The 19758-nt window shown below is 40.5% G+C and carries 19 protein-coding genes; 18 read left to right on the top strand and 1 reads right to left on the bottom strand.

Annotation, left to right across the window (positions count from 1 at the left end; translation table 11 throughout):
- Positions 1 to 11: 11 nt before the first annotated feature.
- The 10 genes from acsB to BUB11_RS07420 all read left to right on the top strand — a co-directional run bounded on the left by acsB (position 12) and on the right by BUB11_RS07420 (position 13156).
- Positions 12 to 2192: an acetyl-CoA decarbonylase/synthase complex subunit alpha/beta gene (gene acsB, locus BUB11_RS07465; protein WP_073029054.1), complete on the top strand. Its 2181-nt coding sequence runs from the start codon at positions 12 to 14 to the stop codon at positions 2190 to 2192.
- A gap of 80 nt (positions 2193 to 2272) precedes the next feature.
- Complete coding sequence (gene acsC, locus BUB11_RS07460; RefSeq protein ID WP_073029052.1) at positions 2273 to 3598, top strand: acetyl-CoA decarbonylase/synthase complex subunit gamma; 1326 nt, start codon at positions 2273 to 2275, stop codon at positions 3596 to 3598.
- 112 nt (positions 3599 to 3710) lie between these two features.
- The gene (locus BUB11_RS07455) at positions 3711 to 5621 is read left to right on the top strand and encodes an ASKHA domain-containing protein (RefSeq protein WP_073029050.1); all 1911 of its coding nucleotides are present in this window, start codon (positions 3711 to 3713) and stop codon (positions 5619 to 5621) included.
- 21 nt (positions 5622 to 5642) lie between these two features.
- Complete coding sequence (locus BUB11_RS07450; protein WP_073029049.1) at positions 5643 to 6404, top strand: ATP-binding protein; 762 nt, start codon at positions 5643 to 5645, stop codon at positions 6402 to 6404.
- A gap of 15 nt (positions 6405 to 6419) precedes the next feature.
- Positions 6420 to 7382 carry an acetyl-CoA decarbonylase/synthase complex subunit delta gene (locus BUB11_RS07445; RefSeq protein WP_073029047.1) on the top strand — a complete coding sequence of 321 codons (963 nt, stop codon included), beginning with the start codon at positions 6420 to 6422 and terminating at the stop codon, positions 7380 to 7382.
- 83 nt (positions 7383 to 7465) lie between these two features.
- Positions 7466 to 8260 (top strand): methyltetrahydrofolate cobalamin methyltransferase, encoded by a 795-nt coding sequence (locus tag BUB11_RS07440; RefSeq protein WP_073029045.1) that lies wholly within the window; start codon positions 7466 to 7468, stop codon positions 8258 to 8260.
- Positions 8261 to 8461: 201 nt separating this feature from the next.
- On the top strand, positions 8462 to 9343 hold the full coding sequence (locus BUB11_RS07435) for a hypothetical protein (RefSeq protein WP_073029043.1): 882 nt from the start codon (positions 8462 to 8464) through the stop codon (positions 9341 to 9343).
- Between the two features lie 117 nt (positions 9344 to 9460).
- On the top strand, positions 9461 to 10603 hold the full coding sequence (locus tag BUB11_RS07430) for a sensor histidine kinase (protein ID WP_073029041.1): 1143 nt from the start codon (positions 9461 to 9463) through the stop codon (positions 10601 to 10603).
- On the top strand, positions 10600 to 11238 hold the full coding sequence (locus tag BUB11_RS07425; protein ID WP_073029040.1) for a response regulator: 639 nt from the start codon (positions 10600 to 10602) through the stop codon (positions 11236 to 11238). The genes BUB11_RS07430 and BUB11_RS07425 overlap by 4 nt, the downstream gene beginning before the upstream one ends.
- 193 nt (positions 11239 to 11431) lie before the next feature.
- Positions 11432 to 13156 (top strand): MBL fold metallo-hydrolase, encoded by a 1725-nt coding sequence (locus BUB11_RS07420; RefSeq protein ID WP_073029038.1) that lies wholly within the window; start codon positions 11432 to 11434, stop codon positions 13154 to 13156.
- Positions 13157 to 13166: 10 nt separating this feature from the next.
- Here BUB11_RS07420 and BUB11_RS07415 read toward each other — a convergent pair whose 3' ends face one another.
- Positions 13167 to 13757 carry an HD domain-containing protein gene (locus tag BUB11_RS07415; protein WP_073029036.1) on the bottom strand — a complete coding sequence of 197 codons (591 nt, stop codon included), beginning with the start codon at positions 13755 to 13757 and terminating at the stop codon, positions 13167 to 13169.
- 218 nt (positions 13758 to 13975) lie between these two features.
- On the opposite strand from BUB11_RS07415, the gene BUB11_RS07410 reads away from it, so the two are divergent.
- The 8 genes from BUB11_RS07410 to BUB11_RS07375 all read left to right on the top strand — a co-directional run bounded on the left by BUB11_RS07410 (position 13976) and on the right by BUB11_RS07375 (position 19742).
- On the top strand, positions 13976 to 14746 hold the full coding sequence (locus BUB11_RS07410) for a DnaD domain-containing protein (RefSeq protein WP_073029035.1): 771 nt from the start codon (positions 13976 to 13978) through the stop codon (positions 14744 to 14746).
- A 41-nt stretch (positions 14747 to 14787) separates the two neighbouring features.
- A complete protein-coding gene (locus tag BUB11_RS07405; protein ID WP_073029033.1) occupies positions 14788 to 15591 on the top strand; it encodes an ATP-binding protein in 804 nt (267 codons plus the stop codon).
- Positions 15592 to 15752: 161 nt separating this feature from the next.
- On the top strand, positions 15753 to 16331 hold the full coding sequence (locus BUB11_RS07400) for a hypothetical protein (RefSeq protein ID WP_073029032.1): 579 nt from the start codon (positions 15753 to 15755) through the stop codon (positions 16329 to 16331).
- Positions 16332 to 16419: 88 nt separating this feature from the next.
- Positions 16420 to 17151: a phosphatase gene (locus BUB11_RS07395; RefSeq protein WP_073029030.1), complete on the top strand. Its 732-nt coding sequence runs from the start codon at positions 16420 to 16422 to the stop codon at positions 17149 to 17151.
- Between the two features lie 83 nt (positions 17152 to 17234).
- Positions 17235 to 17948 (top strand): hypothetical protein, encoded by a 714-nt coding sequence (locus BUB11_RS07390; protein ID WP_073029028.1) that lies wholly within the window; start codon positions 17235 to 17237, stop codon positions 17946 to 17948.
- A gap of 205 nt (positions 17949 to 18153) precedes the next feature.
- A complete protein-coding gene (locus BUB11_RS07385; protein WP_073029027.1) occupies positions 18154 to 18810 on the top strand; it encodes a hypothetical protein in 657 nt (218 codons plus the stop codon).
- A 59-nt stretch (positions 18811 to 18869) separates the two neighbouring features.
- Entirely contained in the window at positions 18870 to 19283 is a 414-nt protein-coding gene (locus BUB11_RS07380) for an OsmC family protein (protein ID WP_073029025.1), read from the top strand.
- Positions 19284 to 19463: 180 nt separating this feature from the next.
- The gene (locus tag BUB11_RS07375; RefSeq protein ID WP_073029024.1) at positions 19464 to 19742 is read left to right on the top strand and encodes a hypothetical protein; all 279 of its coding nucleotides are present in this window, start codon (positions 19464 to 19466) and stop codon (positions 19740 to 19742) included.
- The last annotated feature ends 16 nt before the right edge of the window (positions 19743 to 19758 follow it).

The raw sequence follows: 19758 nt of genomic DNA, 5'->3' as shown, positions 1-19758 counted from the left end.
GAGGAATGTTTATGTCTATGGAGGAAATTTACGCAGACGCAATTAAAGATCCTAATAATCAACCCAAAAAACTCTTACGAAGAACGTATGATGGTACAACCATTGCGATGACTTATGCGGAAATCTTATTGAATCGGGCAATTAAGGATTTTGGTACTGAGCAAGAAGTTGGTTATCCAGATACTGCCTACCACCTCCCAGTTATCACCTGTCTTTCTGGAGAAAAGGTGACCAAATTAGGTGAATTGGTTCCTATTCTGAACCGTATGCGCAGTCAAATTCGTACAGAACTTACCTTTGAAAATGCCAGGCTTTGGGGTGAATCTACCCTATACGCGGCTGAAGTCATTGAGACAATCAATTATCTGCGTGGAGAAGAACCTAAAGTTAAACCTTGGACTGGATTCTTAGGTGACCCGATAGTACGGAAACACGGAATCAAGATGGTTGACTGGACCATTCCAGGAGTTGCAGTAATTCTTGGGCGAGCAAAAGATTCTCAAGCAGCCAAGAAAATCGTTGATAATCTGATGGGTAAAGGATTCATGATCTTTCTGTGTGATGAGGTCATTGAGCAGTTACTCGAAGTAAACGTCAAAATTGGGGAAGACTACATTGCTTTTCCTCTAGGAAACTTTACACAGATTATTCACGCTGTAAACTATGCCTTCCGCGCAGGTCTTGCTTTCGGTGGAATTCCAGCTGGAGAACGTGAAAACCATCGCGATTATCAACGTCGTCGGATTCGGGCATTTGTCCTTAGCCTTGGCGAGACAGATGATGTCAAGTTAGCAGCTTCAATGGGCGCAATTTTCATGGGCTTCCCAACTATTTCAGATCAAGTGCTTCCGGAAGACATGCAAATCCCTGATTGGTACGTATCTGAACCTGATTATGAGAAAATCGTTCCATTAGCCATGGAAGTTCGGGGCATTAAACTAACTAATATCGAAATACCGATTCCTGTAAACTTTGGACCTGCTTTTGAAGGAGAATCTATCCGCAAAGCTGAAACCTATGTGGAATTTGGTGGCGGTCGTTCTACAGCCTTTGAGCTTGTCCAATCAGTAGGACCTGATGAAGTTGTTGACGGTCAGGTCACAGTCATCGGGCCTGAAATTGATACTGTCCCGGAAGGATCCAGACTTCCATTGGGTATTAAGATTGACATTTTCGGACGTAAGATGCAGGATGACTTTGAAGGGGTTTTGGAGCGTCGAATCCATTACTTTGCAAACTACGGAGAGGGTGTCTGGCATGTTGCTCAGCGTGATTTATGCTGGGTACGGATTTCCAAAGATGCCAGAGCGAAAGGCTTCTTAATTAAGCATCTGGGAGAACTCCTGTTGGCGAAATTAAAACAGGAATTCCCCGCTATCGTTGACCGTGTTCAAGTAACTCTTATTACTGATCAGGCCGCAGTTGAGGAAGGCCTCGTCAAGGCACGTGAACGATATCGTGCTCGTGACGATCGGATGAGGAGTTTAACAGATGAGTCTGTCGAAGATTTCTATTCCTGTTTACTTTGTCAGTCTTTTGCACCAAACCATGTTTGTATTGTCACACCTGAAAGGGTTGGCTTGTGCGGTGCAGTGAGCTGGCTAGATGCCAAAGCATCCTATGAGATTGCACCCAACGGACCAAACCAACCTATTCCTAAAGGTCCCGCGATTGATGATTTGAAAGGTATGTGGCAATCGTGTAATGAATATCTGTATAAAGCTTCGAACAACACCCTAGAAGAAGTTAACCTCTATACTTTAATGGATAAACCGATGACCTCTTGCGGTTGCTTTGAGGCTATCATGGCAATTGTTCCTGAAGCGAACGGTCTCATGCTGACGACTCGCGAACATTCTGGAATGACCCCTTGCGGTATGACATTCTCATCACTGGCTGGAACATGCGGCGGTGGAATGCAAACCCCAGGGTTCATGGGAATCGGAAGAACTTACCTGCTCAGCAAAAAGTTCATCCCTGCTGATGGTGGACTTGCCCGTATTGTCTGGATGCCAAAAGAACTAAAAGAATTCTTGCGTGAGGACTTTATTCAACGCTCCATCGATGAAGGTTTAGGAGCAGACTTCATAGACAAGATTGCGGATGAGTCCGTTGGCACCACTGTAGAAGAAATAATTCCTTTCCTTGAAGAAAATGGACATCCATGCTTTAACCTTGAACCGCTAATGTAATATTCCCGCAGACGACAAGGTCCCAGAACGGGACCTTGCGGGTCTGCTTCATCCTAGATCGATTAGAAAGGGGATTTAAAATGGCTCTTACAGGTTTAGAAATCTATAAACAAATGCCCAAGAAAAACTGCGGAGAATGTGGCGTTCCGACTTGCCTAGCCTTTGCCATGGCATTGGCCTCAGGAAAAGCAGCTCTAGACTCTTGCCCTTATGTAACTGAAGCTGCCCGAGAGAACTTGGATTCTGCTGCTGCTCCTCCGATTAAAGCAATAAAATTCGGTAAGGATTCTGTTCTCGGAGATGAAACAGTTCTTTTCCGTCATGACAAAACCTTTTATCATCCCACGACTTTACTTATTTCTGTGTCAGATACCTTAAGTGATGATGAATTGAATGCCAAAATTGAGGAGATCAAGGGCTTAGAATTTGAGCGTGTCGGTCTTCAATACTCTATAGATGGTGTAGCTGTAGTTCAAGAATCCGGAGATGCTGCCCGCTTTGCTAAAGTAGCTGCTGTTGTGGCAGAAGCCACAGATAAATCATTACTTCTATTAAGCAGTGATCCCGAGGCTATGAAAGCTGCTCTCGCACCTTTGGCATCCCGTAAACCCCTTATTGGAGCGGCAACTGCTGATAACTATGAAGCTATGGTCAACCTAGCTAAAGAAAACTCAGTTCCTGTCATCATTAAAGCAGATGGACTGGATGCTCTCGAAGAACTTGTAGTTAAGGCACAAGCTTTGGGCTATAAAGAATTCGTTTTGGATCCTGGTACCAGAACTCCGGTCGATACTTTAGCAAATCTTACCCATATTCGCCGTTTAGCCATTAAGAAAAAATTCAGGCCGCTTGGTTTCCCTGTCATTGCCTATACAAGCAAAACTGAACCAATGGAAGAAATCATGGAAGCCTCAGTATATGTGGCTAAATATGCCAGTGCTGTCGTCTTGAAAACCAGCAAAAAGGCTCACCTTTTACCGTTAATGACCTTGAAGCAGAACATTTATACAGATCCTCAAAAACCAATTCAAGTTGAACCAAAACTCCACTCTGTTGGCAATGTTGATGAAAATTCGCCATTCTATATTACCACTAACTTCTCCTTAACGTACTATAGCGTCGAAGGGGAAGTAGAAACATCTAAAATTCCTAGCTATATCTTACCAATTGATACCGACGGAACATCCGTCCTCACAGCCTACGCTGCTGGTAAATTCGAGCCTGAGAAAATCGTCGAAGCAATGAATGCATGTGGAATTGCCGATAAGGTAAAACACCGTAATATCATCATTCCAGGTTATGTTGCAGTAATTTCAGGAAAACTTTCTGAACTGTCCGGTTGGAAAACCATTGTTGGACCACGTGAGTCCAGCGGGATTGTATCTTTCTCAAAATCTTTGACTTAAGACTGAGCAGGGTACACTAAAGCAAATTATGCTATGTTGAGAGACGAGCAATGTTTTTCTAAAAATTCATCACACTAATGGGATTTCTTGGTAGAGTAAGGAAGTGAAAGCGATGTCCCAATTTAGAATTAAGTTCATGCCAGAGAACCGTGTTATTGAAGCTGATCAAGGTACATCTCTGCTTAACGTAGCCGCTAAAGCCGGAATTATGGTCAAATCTGGGTGCGGTGGTAAGGGAACATGCGGAGCTTGTAAAGTTGACGTTTTAAGTGGAGAACCCTTAGTAAATGGGACGGGTAATTTAACACCTGAGCAACTTGCTAAAGGAATTCGGCTTGCCTGCAAAACCTTGGTCCAGGGGGATATGACAATTGAGGTGCCTCCTGAGTCCAGGTTACAAGAACACCAAGTTTTGATGGGAGATGTTCAAAAAGGACTCCTACAGGAAAGCGAACATGATTTACTCGATAAATTCGGGCGTCACCCTTTAGCTATAAAACAGAGGATTTCACTTTCTACACCGACCTTGACTGAAAATTCCAGTGATTGGGCACGTCTTAGTATTGAACTCCGTCGCGTCCTAAAAACCGGAGACAAACCCATTCATATACCTCTATCCATTCTTAAACATCTGCCTGAATCACTCCGCAAAGCAAATTGGGATGTATCCATTACCATGACAGATACAGAAGCTGGGTTAACCATTACGCATATTGAGCAGGGAAATGATGTCCCCCCTTATGGGCTCGCTATTGATATAGGTACGACGACAGTTGTTGTCTATCTCATTAATCTTTTAACTGGAGAGATTGTCGATCAACAAGGTACTTATAACAAACAAGCGAAATATGGGGATGACGTAATAACTCGGATAGTGTATGCAGTTGAAAACGAACAGAACTTAATAGAGATCAGAGATGCTGTTGTAGAAACCGTCAATGGACTTCTTGACAAGATTCTTGCTCGTCAATCATTAAGTAATATGAATATTGCTAGCGCAATGGTGGCAGGAAACACAACAATGACCCAATTGTTCTTAGGCGTAGATCCGCGGTACATTCGCTTGGAACCCTATATTCCCACTATGACAAACGTTCCCTCATTCCCTGCTCGAGAGATTGGACTCCATATGTTGCCTGAGGCAATGGTGCATTGTTACCCCTCAGTAGCAAGTTATGTCGGAGGGGACATTGTAGCAGGAACACTGGTGACGGATTTGGCCAACGGGGAAGATATTATTCTCTTTATTGATATCGGAACGAATGGAGAAATTGTACTCGGAAACCAGGATTGGCTTGTTGCTTGCGCTTGTTCTGCAGGTCCAAGCTTTGAAGGTGGCGGTATTACTTTTGGTATGCGAGCTATGCCCGGGGCGATAGAACGGATCATCATTGATCCGGAAACCTTGGATGTGTCCCTTAAGGTGATTAATAACCAAACTCCTGTAGGAATATGCGGATCGGGGCTTGTGGATTGTATAGCCAAACTGCTCAGTGCAGGTATTATCGACCGCGCTGGGAATTTCCAGCTAGGACATAAATCGGGCTCGCAGCGATTAAGAGCTACGACGGATGATAAGGAGTTTGTCCTAGCTTGGGCTTATCAAGCCGGTGGAGAAAAAGATGTGGTCATTACAGAGAATGATGTCAAGAATGTCATTCGTGCCAAAGGTGCGATCTACGCTGGAATCCGATCATTGCTGAATATGGTTGCAGTGGATATTGAAATGATTAGCCGGATTGTCATAGCAGGCGGTTTCGGCAATTACCTTAATATTCATGATTCTGTTCAAATTGGACTGCTCCCAGATCTTGAACCGGAACGGTTTGAATTTATTGGAAATGCATCCGTCAAAGGTGCACGCCTCGCCTTACTTTCTCAGAATGCCTGGCGGGAAGCAGAAGAATTAGGACGAAAAATGACCTATGTTGAGCTTTCAGTTGGAGTGACATATATGGACGAATATATGGCCGCCTTGTTTTTACCCCACACGGATATGTCCCTATTTCCATCTTTTCAATAAACGTTATAATGGAGGTCAATTATGTCTAAATATATAGCTGTTGCAGGTAAAGGTGGAGTAGGAAAAACCACATTCACCGCTTTATTATTAAGGCAAATGGTTCACCGAAAAAAAGGGACTTCAATACTCGCAGTCGATGCAGACCCCAATGCAAATCTAGGCGAAGCGTTGGGCTTGAATGTTACATCGACAATATCGGAGTTGCTTGAACAAAGTAAAGATCCTAAAGCAATTCCTGAGGGTATGCCAAAAAACATCTTTATCGAGTACAAGCTACAACAATCGTTAGTTGAGTCGAAAGAAATCGATCTGCTTGTCATGGGAGGGCCTCAAGGGGCCGGGTGTTACTGCTATCCCAATGACATCTTACGTAAACATCTAGAGAACATCGGGGAAAACTATGACTTTGTGGCTGTGGATTCTGAAGCAGGCTTGGAACATATAAGTCGACGTACGATTCCCCGCATTGAAGTCATGTTTGTAATTAGTGATTCTTCGGCTCGAGGGATTCGTTCAGCGGGAAGAGTTCACGATCTTATTCGGGGGCTAAAATCTGCTGTACAAACCATATTTTTGATTGTAACCAAGACTACAGAGGGAAGTATGGAATCATTGAGAGAAGAGATTGACCGTACTGGTCTTACTGTGATTGGAGACATTCCTTTAGATCCTTTAGTTGTGGAATATGACTTGGCGGGCAAACCACTATTTGATTTGCCTGATGATGCCGTCTCGGTCCAGGCAGTGGATAGCATACTGAACCGTGCCGGAATCTTTAACTAGAAAGGAGAGAAGTTCATGTCCGTAACGTTAGTAAAAGAAAAATATTCCAGTAAAGTTGGAGAGGTAGTACTCGGCGCAACTGCTGAACAGGGAGGAACAAGAACCACCACGATTACGGTTGGAGGGGACAGTGCCTTACCGTTTCTCCACTTTGAAGGAGAAACTAAGAACCGTCCGGTGATTGCAATGGAGGTCACAGACGTAGTACCTGCTTGGAATGAGATGATTATGAATCAAATTGGGGATGTCATCAATGATCCAGCCGCTTGGGCTAAAAAATGCGTTGATGATTTTGGCGCAGATCTCATCTATCTAAAACTGAACGGCGCTGATCCCGAAGCAGAAAACCGTTCCCCAGAAGATTGTGCACGCATTGTAAAAGACGTCTTAGCAGCTGTGGGGGTCCCCCTCATTGTGGAAGGGTGCGACGACTCTGAAAAAAATAATGAGATTATGGCTGTTATTGCTGAAGCTGCAACAGGGGAAAACCTCCTGATCGGTATCGCCGAGCAAGATAACTATAAGTCCATTGCTGCTGCCGCGATGGTACACAAACATACTCTGATTGCCCGTTCACCACTTGACATTAATATCTGCAAACAGCTCAATATCTTGATCAATGAGATGGGACTGCCTCTAAACAAAATCGTCATTGATCCTACGGTTGCCGGTCTGGGATTTGGAATTGAGTATGTTTATTCAATCATGGAGCGCGCACGTCTCGGAGCCTTAGCAAATGATAAAATGCTTTCAATGCCTATCATTTGTACAGTTGGATACGAAGCTAACCGCTGTAAAGAAGCTTATGCATCTAATGAAGAGTTTCCCGGATGGGGAGATCTCGCAGATCGCAGCGTTCTTTGGGAGGCTGTAACAGCTTCTGGCGTACTTCAAGTCGGAGCTAGTATTCTTGTAATGCGTAACCCTGCTGCAGTAAGTGTTGTCAAAAAGAACATTGCCGATATGATGGGGAAATAATCCCTATTATAGGTTCACACTTCTATCTGTAAAATTACCTTCATTTAGCTATTTAATTTATTAAAATGAAAGGACGTGACCGAATGCTTATTTTTGGCGAACGGATTAACGGAATGTTTACTGATATTGGAGATGCACTTCGCAATAAAGATCCGAAGCCCATTCAATATTGGGCTGTAAAGCAACAAGAAGGAGGAGCACACTACCTTGACGTTAACTCCGGCCCTGCTATTCCAACTCATGAAAGAGTTGAAGCCTATGAGTGGATGGTTAATGTTATTCAGGAAGTTTCCGAATTGCCTCTTGTCTTAGACTCAACAAACTATGATGCTATTGAAGCAGGCTTAAAGGTTTGTAAGCGTCCAGCAATTATTAACTCTTGCCCTGCAGAACAAGTAAAAATAGAACGTGTTTTCCCAATGGCTATTCAATATAATGCTGGAATTATCGGGTTGACCATGGATAAGAAAGGTATTCCAAAAGATGCCGAAAATCGTGTGGCTTTTGCTATGGAATTAGTGGCTGCGGCAGATGAGTACGGAGTACCGATGGAAGACCTATTCATTGATCCATTGATTCTTCCTGTAAACGTTGCTCAGGAGCATGCACCAGAAGTTCTAGAGTCCTTAAGACAAGTGAAAATGTTGGCAAACCCAGCACCTCGCACGGTTCTAGGACTATCAAACGTATCTCAGAAATCTCCGGATCGCAACTTGATTAATCGGACATATATGGCAATGGCAATTGCGAGTGGACTTGATGCAGCTATTATGGATGCCAATGATGATGACCTTGTTGACGTTGCTGCTACTTGTCAGATCCTTCTTAATAGAAGCGTCTACGCTGATTCTTATCTTAAAGTTTTCCGCGCTCGCTAAAATTTTAGCAAGGTTAGAAACATCCACTTCTTGTAAGTGGATGTTCTTTTTCACTCTATCATACGTCTATTTCGCAAAAAGAAGCTGTAACAAACTTTAATTATAAAGTTTGTTACAGCTTCTTTTTATTAACATGAATGTTCATACGGTCAAGGATACAAGCATAGCTATTAAAGATATAGAATTTGGAAGGGGATAATTATGGAGGCTTATTATCATAACGATCCGAGAATTCAAGAATGGGTAGAGCAAATCATTGAAACAATATTTACGACATGTTTATTAAGTGGGAAAGATTCAGAGACAGAATATCAAAAGGGATGTAAAACTGTAGGAAAGCTTTCATCTTTGTTACAGGGATTTTCTACATTTCCTTCCGAGTATCTAGCGGATGGACTTAAACAAATTATTGAACAACAACTTCCTGACCCACGTGTTATTAGTAACTTTTCTACATTTATTGAAACAATGAATAGAATGCTCAATGAAGGTATGTTAAAAGCGATGGGCGATATCCCTGAAGAGTCTAAAATAATAGAAATGCCTGAATCAATTCCTGCATCAGCTTCGATCTGCCAAAACCAAGTCTTAATTAAAGAGGGTGATGAGAGCGAAGTATTGATCGAAGAAAAAGATGAAAAAACTGACACCGCATCTGGGAATTTTGAAGTAATAAACAGCATGGATAAGTTGCAAGAGTGTATTGAATCAGATATTAAATCAGATATTAAATCAGATACTTCTAATAAAGATTCACGTAAAATTGTTTCAATATCAGCAAAAGCTAGTGAGTTAGTTCAAACTGCCCAGATCCCTTATAGGGCGGAACGCCTTAATGATGTTCTAAGCTATATTTTCCCCAAAGCACCTGTCTTATGGAATGTTTCATTACTGAATCAGGAATTTTTAGCTCAAGTAGAGGATGTGCTAATCAGCTGCTATGATTCAGCCCGTCCTAGTGAGACTAATAAATATGTAAAAGACGGTTGGAGGATTTTGGTCCTGCGTGAGGATGATCTTTCTTATCCGAGAAGATTAGAGAGAGAAGTTAGAACCATTTTACGTTTAGGACGAAAGTCCTAATGGGGGATAAGTTATCTAATTTTTCTTGCTTAGAAGTAGGAAATACTGTTTCTGTGTCGAATAAAACAATATAGAAGAGCAAGTTAATGTTTAATATTATTGAAATGAGGAATAATTTTGTCTGATCAGTTGGGAGAAATATTAAAAAATACTTTGAAGGCCATCGAATCAGGAAAAGAAGAAATATTTTTTATAGCTGAAACATCTCGAACTGAGACTCATCGGCTTGTTAATGAACTCTCTCAACTTAAATCAGATATTCAGGAAATTATTTTACAAGTCGATTTTCAAGAAAAAGTGGAACGACGCATGCGCCAAAATCTAATGGAGGTAAATCGAGCGTATCAAGAACATACTCAAGAAGAAATGATGAAGACGTATGCGGAAGCAAAAGATGCCCAAGTTAAATTGCAACTTTTGCAACAAAAAGAAATTCAGTTGCGTAAGCGGCGCGACGATCTTGAAAGATCTCTTACTCAAATGGAAGTAACAATTGAACGTGCCCAAAACCTTATGACTCAGGTCAGCATGGCAATCAGCTTATTGCAAGGTGGCGTTGTTGAGGCCCTTCAAACTCAGAATCATGAGCAACGGCTAGAGATGGGTCTGCGTGTTATTAAAGCTCAAGAGGAGGAACGTCGCCGTGTAGCGAGGGAAATCCATGATGGTCCTGCCCAAACGCTTGCTAATATTGTCTTACGCTTAGAAATTGCCGAAAAATTACTGGAATTAGATCCTAGTCGGGCCAAGTCCGAACTTCAAGACCTTAAGAATTTAGTTCGAGCTAACTTGCAAGACATTCGCAGGATAATTTTCGATCTTCGGCCAATGGCATTGGATGATTTAGGAATTGTCCCTGCAATCTCAAAATACCTGGATAATTTTCAAGATAACTATGGAATTAACTGTGATTTGCATATCGAAGGTAGAGAAAGGCGACTTCTTCCGGCCATGGAGGTTGCTCTCTTTAGATTAGTTCAAGAGGGAATGACGAATGTCGCTAAACATGCACAGACTGCTAAAGTAGAGATTTGTTTAACTTATAAAGATGAATGGACCATCGCCACTATACGTGATTATGGTAAAGGCTTTGAAGTAAACACTGCTATGAATTCTCCTGGGGAACATTTTGGACTTGTGGGAATGCGTGAACGCGTTGAAATGTTTTCAGGGTATTTCTCGATACAATCAACTATGGGAAAAGGGACAACGATTGAACTGTCAATTCCATCGAACCAAGAGGGAGGAACGACAACTTGATAAGAATTGTAATTGCAGATGATCATCCCTTATTAAGAGAAGGGCTTCGTCGCATTTTAGAATTTGAAGATGGGATTGAAGTCGTTGCAGAAGTGGGAGATGGTCAAGGTGCCATCAATGTAGCGCGGACAATGAAATTTGATATTCTATTAATGGATTTAAACATGCCTGGGGTTAATGGACTGGAAGCAGGTCGGGTAATTCGTCGTGAATGTCCAAACGTCGGTATCTTAGTGCTAACTGTTGATGATTCCGATGAAAAGGTTTTCCAGGTTCTGCAAATTGGTGTAGCAGGTTATTTACTTAAAGATGTAGATTCTAAAACCCTGATTGAATCAATTCGCAAGGTTTATTCCGGAGAACCAATCTTATCTCCATCAGTAACGGGAAAACTGCTTGATCAGTTGAGCCAACCGAGCCCTTTGAAAGATACATGCGGTCTAAGTGATCGGGAGATGGAAATTCTCCATTATGTTGTGAAAGGGTCTTCCAATCGCGAGATTGGGACCTCTTTATTTATTAGTGAAAAAACAGTAAAGAATCATTTATCAAGCATTTATCGTAAACTAGCTGTTGAAGACCGGACGCAAGCTGCCCTAAAGGCTGTTAAACTGAATTTCTTTCAGCTTGAATAAAAAGCAACAGTTTATTATGGTCATTGCTAAACCTAGAATAAACAGGTAGAATAAGTAGAGATATGTAAGTTAGATGTATATGCTGGAAAACTATAAATAGCATTGTTAAAGTAAAGCGTCCAAAATGCTATTCTTCACAGAATAATATTCTGAAAGGAAAAGCAATGAGGCGCTATTTTTGGAGGATTGATTGATGAAAATTAGCTTTTTGGGGGCAGCACAGGTTGTCACAGGATCTTCTTTTCTAGTCGAATCAGGGAAGTCACGCATTTTAATTGATTGTGGAATGTTTCAGGGTTCAAAGGCACTCAAAGAGTTAAATTATGGAGAATTCCCCTATAATCCAGCAAGTCTTGACGCTGTTATTTTGACACATGCTCATACCGACCACTCTGGAATGTTACCTAAACTTATTAAAGCTGGTTTTAAGGGTCCAATCTGGGCTACACCTGAGACAATTAAATTATGTTCAATAATGCTTCCTGACAGTGGGCATATACAAGAAATGGAAGTGGAACGTAAAAATAGAAAGCGAAATAGAGCAGGGTTCGAACCCTTGGTTCCAATATATACAGTTCAGGATGCACTCGATACCATTCAATACTTTCGTGCCGTATCCTACAAGGATATTGTAGACCTTGTGCCGACTATTTCCTTTGAATTCTTCGATGCCGGTCATATACTTGGTTCAGCCCATGCAGTTCTTCACGTTAAAGAACCTGACTATCAAAAAACGATTGTATTTTCAGGTGATATAGGAAATGTTAACCAACCCTACATTCAAGATCCAAGCTTATTAAGTGTGGCAGATATCGTGGTTATGGAAACGACTTATGGAAATCGTCTCCATTCCGAAAGCAGTGATGGCAACAAAATTGACCGTTATGAACAACTCGCTAAAATTATTACTGACACATACGAAGCTGGCGGAAATTTGGTTATCCCTGCTTTTGCCATTGAACGAACTCAAGACCTTCTTTTTTACCTTCAAAAACTACAGAATGAACATCGTATACCAATATTGCCTATTTATATTGACAGCCCTTTGGCTATTGCAGCTACGAAGATTTTCCAAGAAAACACAGATAATTTTGATTCTATCACTAAGGAACTGATAAGAACTGGAAATAATCCTCTAAATATGTCTAATGTTCATTTTAGTCAAACTGCTCAAGATTCTATGGCTCTTAATTCAATTGAAGGTGGAGCGATAATTATTGCTGCCAGCGGCATGGCTGATGCTGGTCGAATTAAACATCATCTGAAACATAATCTATGGCGAAGAAATGCTACAATTCTATTTGTAGGATATCAGGCCCAAGGAACACTGGGCCGAATTCTCTCAGATGGTGTTGAGACTGTAACCATACACGGGGAGAAAGTCGCAGTTAATGCACAGATTAGTCACATGGACGGGTTTTCCGCTCATGCAGATCAGGCTGAACTTATTCATTGGCTCTCTCTTCTGGGGAAAAAAGCAGAACAAATTATTCTTGTTCACGGAGAGTTAGAATCTCAGACAAGTTTTTCTGATAAAGTTTTAGAAGTGTTCGCAAAAACGCCTCTTATACCCCAGCTTGGAGAAACTTTAGAATTTACTCAAGAACAAGTTCTACAGCATGCTCCTGAAAAAGTTTGGTTGTCTAAAGCGATTAAGGTTGAGGATGGCAATGAGGTTTCCACAGAGAAGGTTCTTAGGAATATTCCAATTCCTGCTGCACCTTCTTATAAGCGATCTAAGACATCGGCATCCAAAATATCACGTTCACAAGTTAATAGAGCATATATACGATTACGACATCACCTTAAAAGGCTTATCGACGAGGGACAAAGAACCCGTGATTTTGAACGGGTCGTTAACCTGCTGGACAGCATAACACGATGGCTTGAAGAACAGGAACGAAGAACTAGGCATTAAACTTCAATAATTACAGCCACGCATATTCTAAGGTTTGACGTTTTATACCTGCAAGGAAGCGAAGGCTTTCTTCACGTCGCTTAATTGCTAAACGTTTTCCTGCTTTAGTGACTACTTTGTCGGGAAGAGCATCTGCAAAAAGGCGTGCGCGGTCGATAGCGTCTTCAGGAGTCTGTATTAGTTCATCCTGGCCTACGAGACTAAATAGACGCATTAAGCCGATATTGCCCATATTATCCAGAATATCTGCTTCTCTTAAATAAACCGCTTCATCACTCCGGCCTGGTTCTGAGTAAAACATGTGATTTTCAACAGCGTCTAAAACAATGGGCAGTTTAACGGAAGAGAACATCATTTGTTGCAGAAGGTTTGCCGATACCCCTTTTGAGCGTAGGGCATGATCAATGTTTTTAAGGGCATAGACAGGATATTTACCTGTGTCATGTAACATTGCAGCTGTATAAAGAACCTCATCATCTAAGCTAAGATGAGTGGAAAGTTCTTTTGACAAGTGATAGACCCTGAAGCAATGCTTAACCCCCCAGGCTGAGAGAGAGCCTGATTTCTCGACTATTTGAATAAGTTCTTTTCTAAAATCCATATTTCTTTATCCTCCTTTTCATTTCATAATATATATACGCCAAAAGAGCTCCATACTCCTTCCATAATGTGGTAAATGTAATAAAAGCATTTTGTTCTAATTTGTATGTAATGGAAAAAATATCCTTTCTCTGCAAGTTTTGGTGAGGATAATGTCTGAAATAGGAGAATGATTTTTATAGATAATTCTGTGACCGGTACATGGGGAGATGAATGTCAATGAATAAAGTAAATGTTTATGGGAGCTTTACACAAGCTCTTTTCTTTTCCGGTGTTGTTTCAATTCCAAAATACCTGTTGACACACTATACTAAAATTGGACTCAGTGATCATGAGATGATGGTGATAATTCAAATTCTATGCGAATCTGAATCAAATCCATATCCTTCAATTGCCACTTTAGCGGGGCGTATGAATGCTTCATCTTCGAATATAGAAGAAGATTTGGGTGGTTTGGTAGAGCGAAAACTCCTGACCATCGAAAGGTATTGGAATCCAGTTGAACTTAAGTGGGGAAATAGTTATAGTTTTGTTGGGCTGATCGATGAACTAGCCGAGCTTTGGGCCATTGAACGTTCTCAACAATTGGAAGAAGAACGAGTCCTTAAACAAAATCAAGTCTCTCCAAATATCACACCTTTACCCAATTCAACAAATCCGGCAATGGAGAATTTAGTTCAGACTTTTGAGCAAGAACTAGGTCGGTTGCTCACGCGTCTGGAGTGTGAAAATCTAGATCGATGGTTATCTTCTCATTTTACTGAAGAAATTATAATAGAGGCATTAAGAAGAGGGGTTAGTGCAGGTATCCGAAATTTCCGTTATTTAGATTCAATACTTAGGGAATGGGAAAAAAAGGGACTGCGTACAAGAGCAGAAATTGAAGCAGAAGACGCTAATTTTCAATCTCGTCAAGAAAAGAAGACCACAAAACCAAAGAATAAAGGGTCAAAAACAACATCCAATAAATATGAAAATTTTTATCTTTAAATTGTTTGGATACGTCTGGATTTTAGAGGAGGTTATCCAAAATGAAAAGTGTAAATGATATTTTGAAAAGTAATGTCTTAAAAACAAAAACAAATATTAATAACCCCAAGCCTGTTATTGATTATCCCAATTCCACCGATAAGGTTGCGTGCTCTATTTGCGATGATCGAGGGATTGTTCTTGAAGGAGATATTGCCTATCCCTGCAGTTGTATGCAATCGAGGAAAATCGAAAATCAATTTCGCCATGCCCGTATCTCTAGAGAGTTGATGAACTGCAGATTGGAAAAATTTCGATTTGATTTTTATTCCGATAACATGACAGATATACATCGTGACGGAGCAATCAGGGCCTTAAAGGCAGCTAAAAGCTTCGTTAATGATTGTCTGCGCACTCCTTATGGTCTCGGACTATTGTTTACTGGGCCCGTTGGTTCAGGAAAAACGTATCTAGCTGCTTCCATAGCTAATGAACTTATGGATTCTCATTTAAAGGTACTTTTTCTTGTTGTTCCCGATCTCTTGGATGAATTGAGAGCAACCTACAAATCGGATCTCAACGAACTTGATTTATTAGATACAGCCCGATCTGTGCCAATCTTAATCCTTGATGATTTAGGAGCGCATAATTATACAGATTGGACAAGAAACAGACTCTACTCAATTATTAATTATCGCCTAAATGAGCAACTTCCAACAGTTATTACGTCTAATCTTTCTCTAGATGAAATGGAAGATTATATTGGTATACGCACTACATCACGCATAATTCAGTCTTCGCGAATTTTTCGATTAACGGTGGAAAAGGATATTCGTCTTCAGATTTATCAGGAACGGGAAAGGTAAAAATTAGTCAAACCTTTTTAATATAGAAGAAATAAACTTCAGGTAAATATAATCTGACTCCAAAAATTTTAAAATATTTTTCTAAACCTATGCATGTCCTCACCCGGACGTGCATAGGTTTTTTAAAAGAGTGAATAAAAATTAATAGGAGGTTTTCTGCTATGGCTAAAATCATTACAATTAACCGTAAATACATTGCCATGGTCGCCAGTGTTTTTGTTATCTGTCTTATTGGGTTTGCCGGATTTTCCCTTTGGGAAAATAAGAACGAAGATGTAGCAAAGAACATGGCTACGCCTGAAATTAAAATGATTGGAGTTACTGTCGAGCCGGCTTCAATCATCAAGGATCTCACTTACGGAAGCGTAACTTTAAAAGGCGCACAGGTGATTTCAACTAAAACTTTTGACCTAATTGTTACGGTACAGAACATGACTGCTAAAAAAATGACGAATGTACCCGTGGAATTACAAGTGAGTTTAATTGGAAATGACAGCAAAAAAGTTACTTCACCCGGAAGTTTAGAAACATTAGAACCAGGTGCTACTGCTCGTATTGCATTTCGACAAATTAATGTTTTGGGCGATGCATTGGGTAAAAGTGCCACAGATGGACAGCATTTGATTACATTGAGAGTTAATCCTAATCCTGAAGGGGGAGTAGAACAAGCAACAGAAGCAAGTTTTCGCTTCAATGTAGATACAACAGTAAAGGTTCCATCGACAGTAAAAAAACAGTAAGTTCCCATAAAAAATAAGTGCTGTCAAAGCACTTATTTTTGTTTTTACTTCATTTAGGGATATAATAACCTTAAGTGAGGTGGATAAAATGGAATTAAGAGTTGATTTACATACGCATACTGTTGCAAGTGGACACGCCTATAGTACCCTTCCCGAAAATGCTCTTGCAGCCTCGCGTAAAGGTATCAAGTTACTTGGTATGACCGACCATGGACCATCAATGCCTGGCGCACCAAACCTCTATCATTTTGGGAACTTAGCGATTATCCCAGAAGAGTTGCATGGAGTCAAAATCCTACCTGGCGTTGAGGCAAATATAACAAATCATGACGGTGAATTAGATGTTCCCATTAAATATCTGGCTCGAATGAAACTTATTCTGGTCGGATTACATGTTATTTGTTACCCTGGAGGGACGTCTGAACAAAATACTGAGGCCTACATTAAAGCTATGAAAAATCCTTTTACGGATATAATGGTTCATCCTGGGCGACCGGAATTTGAGCTGGATCTTGAACGAATCGCTTATATGTCTGCGCAATTAAACATCCCTGTCGAAATCAATAACAGTTCACTGTCATGTGAAAAGAAGGATGCATGGGGAAACTGTCGTCGCTTTGCCCGATATGTGGTTCAATACAAAGGGCCTGTCATTTTAGGAAGTGATGCACACTTTATGGATCGAGTAGGAGAATTTGGTCAAGCTCTAGCTTTAGTGAGGGAAGTTGGAATTTCTGAAGAACAAATTCTTAATACTTCAACTGAGCGCGTTCTGGATTATTTAGCTTCTCGCCGTAAAGACCGTACTGCGATTATCTAGGGCAATATTCAGCTTTTCCAGAAGTTATCTAAAAGGTACATGAAGCCTTTCCTTTCCATATATTGAATTGAGGGGGGGTAGTAATGTACGGTAGTCAGCCAGAAAGCCGTTGTGGGGATCCAATCAGTTTAGGGATCGAACTTTTTGCTCCCATCAGTTCAGTGGCAGGGAGCTCCTCACTTTTTATTACACAACCTCTCTTAGCTGGGAAGGTTTGCGCATCGTCCGCAGTTATTATTGGAGCGGAATTTATCATATTTATTGCACATCGCTTTTTCAACGTTAAAAGTATACCTATCCTTGACTTAAAAAATGAACGAACCGTACAAATACCCATTTCTGAGCTTCAAGAATTCTTGAAGTGGATGGCCAACGGATCGGGTTCCTCTCCAGGCTTAAACACAACTGCTGATGGAAGAAATAGACTTGTTAATTTGGACGGAGGGCTTATCGACGAAGTAGGAGAACGGGGCTTTCTGACTCCCGAAAGCCCAGAGGCACCCCTTATCCTTGCCATATATGTGCTGGCAAATTATTCGGATAAGTTATACACACCCTATGTTCTCTTAACAATTCCAATACTGACCTTTCCCGGCGTTCGGGGCGCGCTTCCGCTTCTGATCATTGGATTGTTAGCTACCATATTTGTAAGAGCCGTCGTTCCACCGGAAACAACAGGTGCAAAGCCTCTGGTAAAAGCGAATACATTGACTAATGGTAATACGCCGCTTACCTTTACACCCAATGATCTTCTGAAATTATTGACTAGATTCGGAAAGCACTTCGGCTCAGATTAAAGTAGTAAAAGAGAATGTCTAAAAACCAAGATAATAGTATAATCATCGTCTAAGGGGAGGCAAAATGCCTTTCCTTAACGGTTATTTAGAATAAATTAATTTGTTTCACTAAATTATTTATAGTACAATGAGTTTTGTGGGTAAACTATAATCGAGCAATTGAAAACTAGTACATACGTACAGCAAAAGTAAAGGACGTGTAATAGTGCTTTTTAAACGAGGACAGATAGATCGTGAACGTATATCGGGAGTTATCATATTTATTAGTCTGTTTGTTATTCTAATGACGTTGGTCGGGGTTAGGTTTTTAAATGTTAAAGTGACAAATATCGAATTAATCGATCGTGGCTTATATTCAGTTATAACAGATAATGGTCCGGTGAATATTGGTAAGGATGATATTTTAAGAATTGAAAGAACATCTAAAAAAGCAGGGATGACTAGTTCAACCGTTGAATTATTTAAGATATATACGACCAAAGGTTTTATTTATCTTTCGTCATTGGATCCCTTTTATAAGATGGGAAAAGAACTGGTTAATTCCGTTGATTTGGAAGGGAAACCAGTGTGGATTCACAATTTTAACGGTACTGGTTCTGAGGCATCCTTTGATCAACGACAGAATGCTAATTTGAAACTTATTCAGCCGTTCAGCTATGCGATTGGTACCTCTGCTAAACTGGCATCAGTTATCTTTTCCATTTTATCGTTGCAATATCTTTCGCTTGCTATAGGTGGGTTATCATTGATGATCCTTATATTCCCTCTCAGGTTAGAAACACCTTTGCCTGCACAATCGGTTATTTTACAGAATTCGGAGTATAGTAAGGAAGAAAAGCAACTAGACGCTGTCGCAAAATAACACTGATCAAAATTTGGATCGCCAAAAGCTTTAATGTTTTACTGAAAGGAGTTGCGTCAATGAAAGTATCAGTTAAACACATAAAGGGTCTGCATTTCCAAGGTGAAGGAAGTTCTAAAGTCTTGACTAATATGGATGCCAGTGTAACAGCTGGAGGAACGGGACATGGAACCAGTCCTATGGAACTCTTGTTGATGACAATTGCCGGATGCAGTGGAATGGATATTGTTACGATTCTTGACAAGATGAAGGTAAAAGTCCATCGTTTTGAAACGACCGTAGAGGGGGAACGTGCCAGTGATCATCCTCGGGTCTTTAAAGATATCGAAGTTGTCTATAAATTCTGGGGGGAGTCTCTACCCAAAGATAAGCTTGATCGTGCCGTGCAACTCTCTATGGAAAAATATTGCAGTGTCGCTAATATGATTGATAAAGCAGCCGATCTCACATACCGAATTGAAATTAACCCTTAGACGTAAGATTTGAGCCGTTTTTATGACGGCTCATTTTATTAATTTTATATAATATTTTCCATTATATGACATTATTAACTGGTTTTCAGTGTTACTTTGCAGACAATCCTTGATACAATATACATCTTTTGTTATACTAAGTACGTTATAAATGAAATTTAATTAAAGGATAAACACATAATGATAATAGTTCTTGGTTTTCTAAGAAGCATTTTTTTTATTGCCATCGGTCTTTATATTTATTTTATTACTCGACGTAAGCAACACGATGTTGTTATTCAAATGTGGGTTACCATTATTGTTGGAATGCTAGCCAACTTAGCTATTCAGATAATTGATTTAAAGCTTGGAATTTCTAAATGGGAATCAGTTCAGATCAGTATCTTTCTTTTGACGGCTATTGTTGTCTACTCTCTGTGGAAACTATCAATAGAGTTAAGAAAAAGACATTCTAAATAGTCGCAGCCGCACATCC

It is taken from the genome of Desulfosporosinus lacus DSM 15449, from assembly GCF_900129935.1.
Taxonomy (GTDB): Bacteria; Bacillota; Desulfitobacteriia; order Desulfitobacteriales; family Desulfitobacteriaceae; genus Desulfosporosinus; species Desulfosporosinus lacus.
The sequence above is the reverse complement of the archived record's forward strand: the minus strand, read 5'-3'. Positions and strand labels throughout refer to the sequence as shown.

Coding starts and splice junctions, on each gene's coding strand:
- BUB11_RS07455 (WP_073029050.1), top strand. CDS start 3,711: ATGTCCCAATTTAGAATTAAGTTCATGCCAGAGAACCGTGTTATTGAA.
- BUB11_RS07420 (WP_073029038.1), top strand. CDS start 11,432: ATGAAAATTAGCTTTTTGGGGGCAGCACAGGTTGTCACAGGATCTTCT.
- BUB11_RS07390 (WP_073029028.1), top strand. CDS start 17,235: ATGTACGGTAGTCAGCCAGAAAGCCGTTGTGGGGATCCAATCAGTTTA.
- BUB11_RS07410 (WP_073029035.1), top strand. CDS start 13,976: ATGAATAAAGTAAATGTTTATGGGAGCTTTACACAAGCTCTTTTCTTT.
- BUB11_RS07375 (WP_073029024.1), top strand. CDS start 19,464: ATGATAATAGTTCTTGGTTTTCTAAGAAGCATTTTTTTTATTGCCATC.
- BUB11_RS07380 (WP_073029025.1), top strand. CDS start 18,870: ATGAAAGTATCAGTTAAACACATAAAGGGTCTGCATTTCCAAGGTGAA.
- BUB11_RS07450 (WP_073029049.1), top strand. CDS start 5,643: ATGTCTAAATATATAGCTGTTGCAGGTAAAGGTGGAGTAGGAAAAACC.
- BUB11_RS07400 (WP_073029032.1), top strand. CDS start 15,753: ATGGCTAAAATCATTACAATTAACCGTAAATACATTGCCATGGTCGCC.
- acsB (WP_073029054.1), top strand. CDS start 12: ATGTCTATGGAGGAAATTTACGCAGACGCAATTAAAGATCCTAATAAT.
- BUB11_RS07435 (WP_073029043.1), top strand. CDS start 8,462: ATGGAGGCTTATTATCATAACGATCCGAGAATTCAAGAATGGGTAGAG.
- acsC (WP_073029052.1), top strand. CDS start 2,273: ATGGCTCTTACAGGTTTAGAAATCTATAAACAAATGCCCAAGAAAAAC.
- BUB11_RS07445 (WP_073029047.1), top strand. CDS start 6,420: ATGTCCGTAACGTTAGTAAAAGAAAAATATTCCAGTAAAGTTGGAGAG.
- BUB11_RS07405 (WP_073029033.1), top strand. CDS start 14,788: ATGAAAAGTGTAAATGATATTTTGAAAAGTAATGTCTTAAAAACAAAA.
- BUB11_RS07440 (WP_073029045.1), top strand. CDS start 7,466: ATGCTTATTTTTGGCGAACGGATTAACGGAATGTTTACTGATATTGGA.
- BUB11_RS07395 (WP_073029030.1), top strand. CDS start 16,420: ATGGAATTAAGAGTTGATTTACATACGCATACTGTTGCAAGTGGACAC.
- BUB11_RS07415 (WP_073029036.1), bottom strand. CDS start 13,757: ATGGATTTTAGAAAAGAACTTATTCAAATAGTCGAGAAATCAGGCTCT.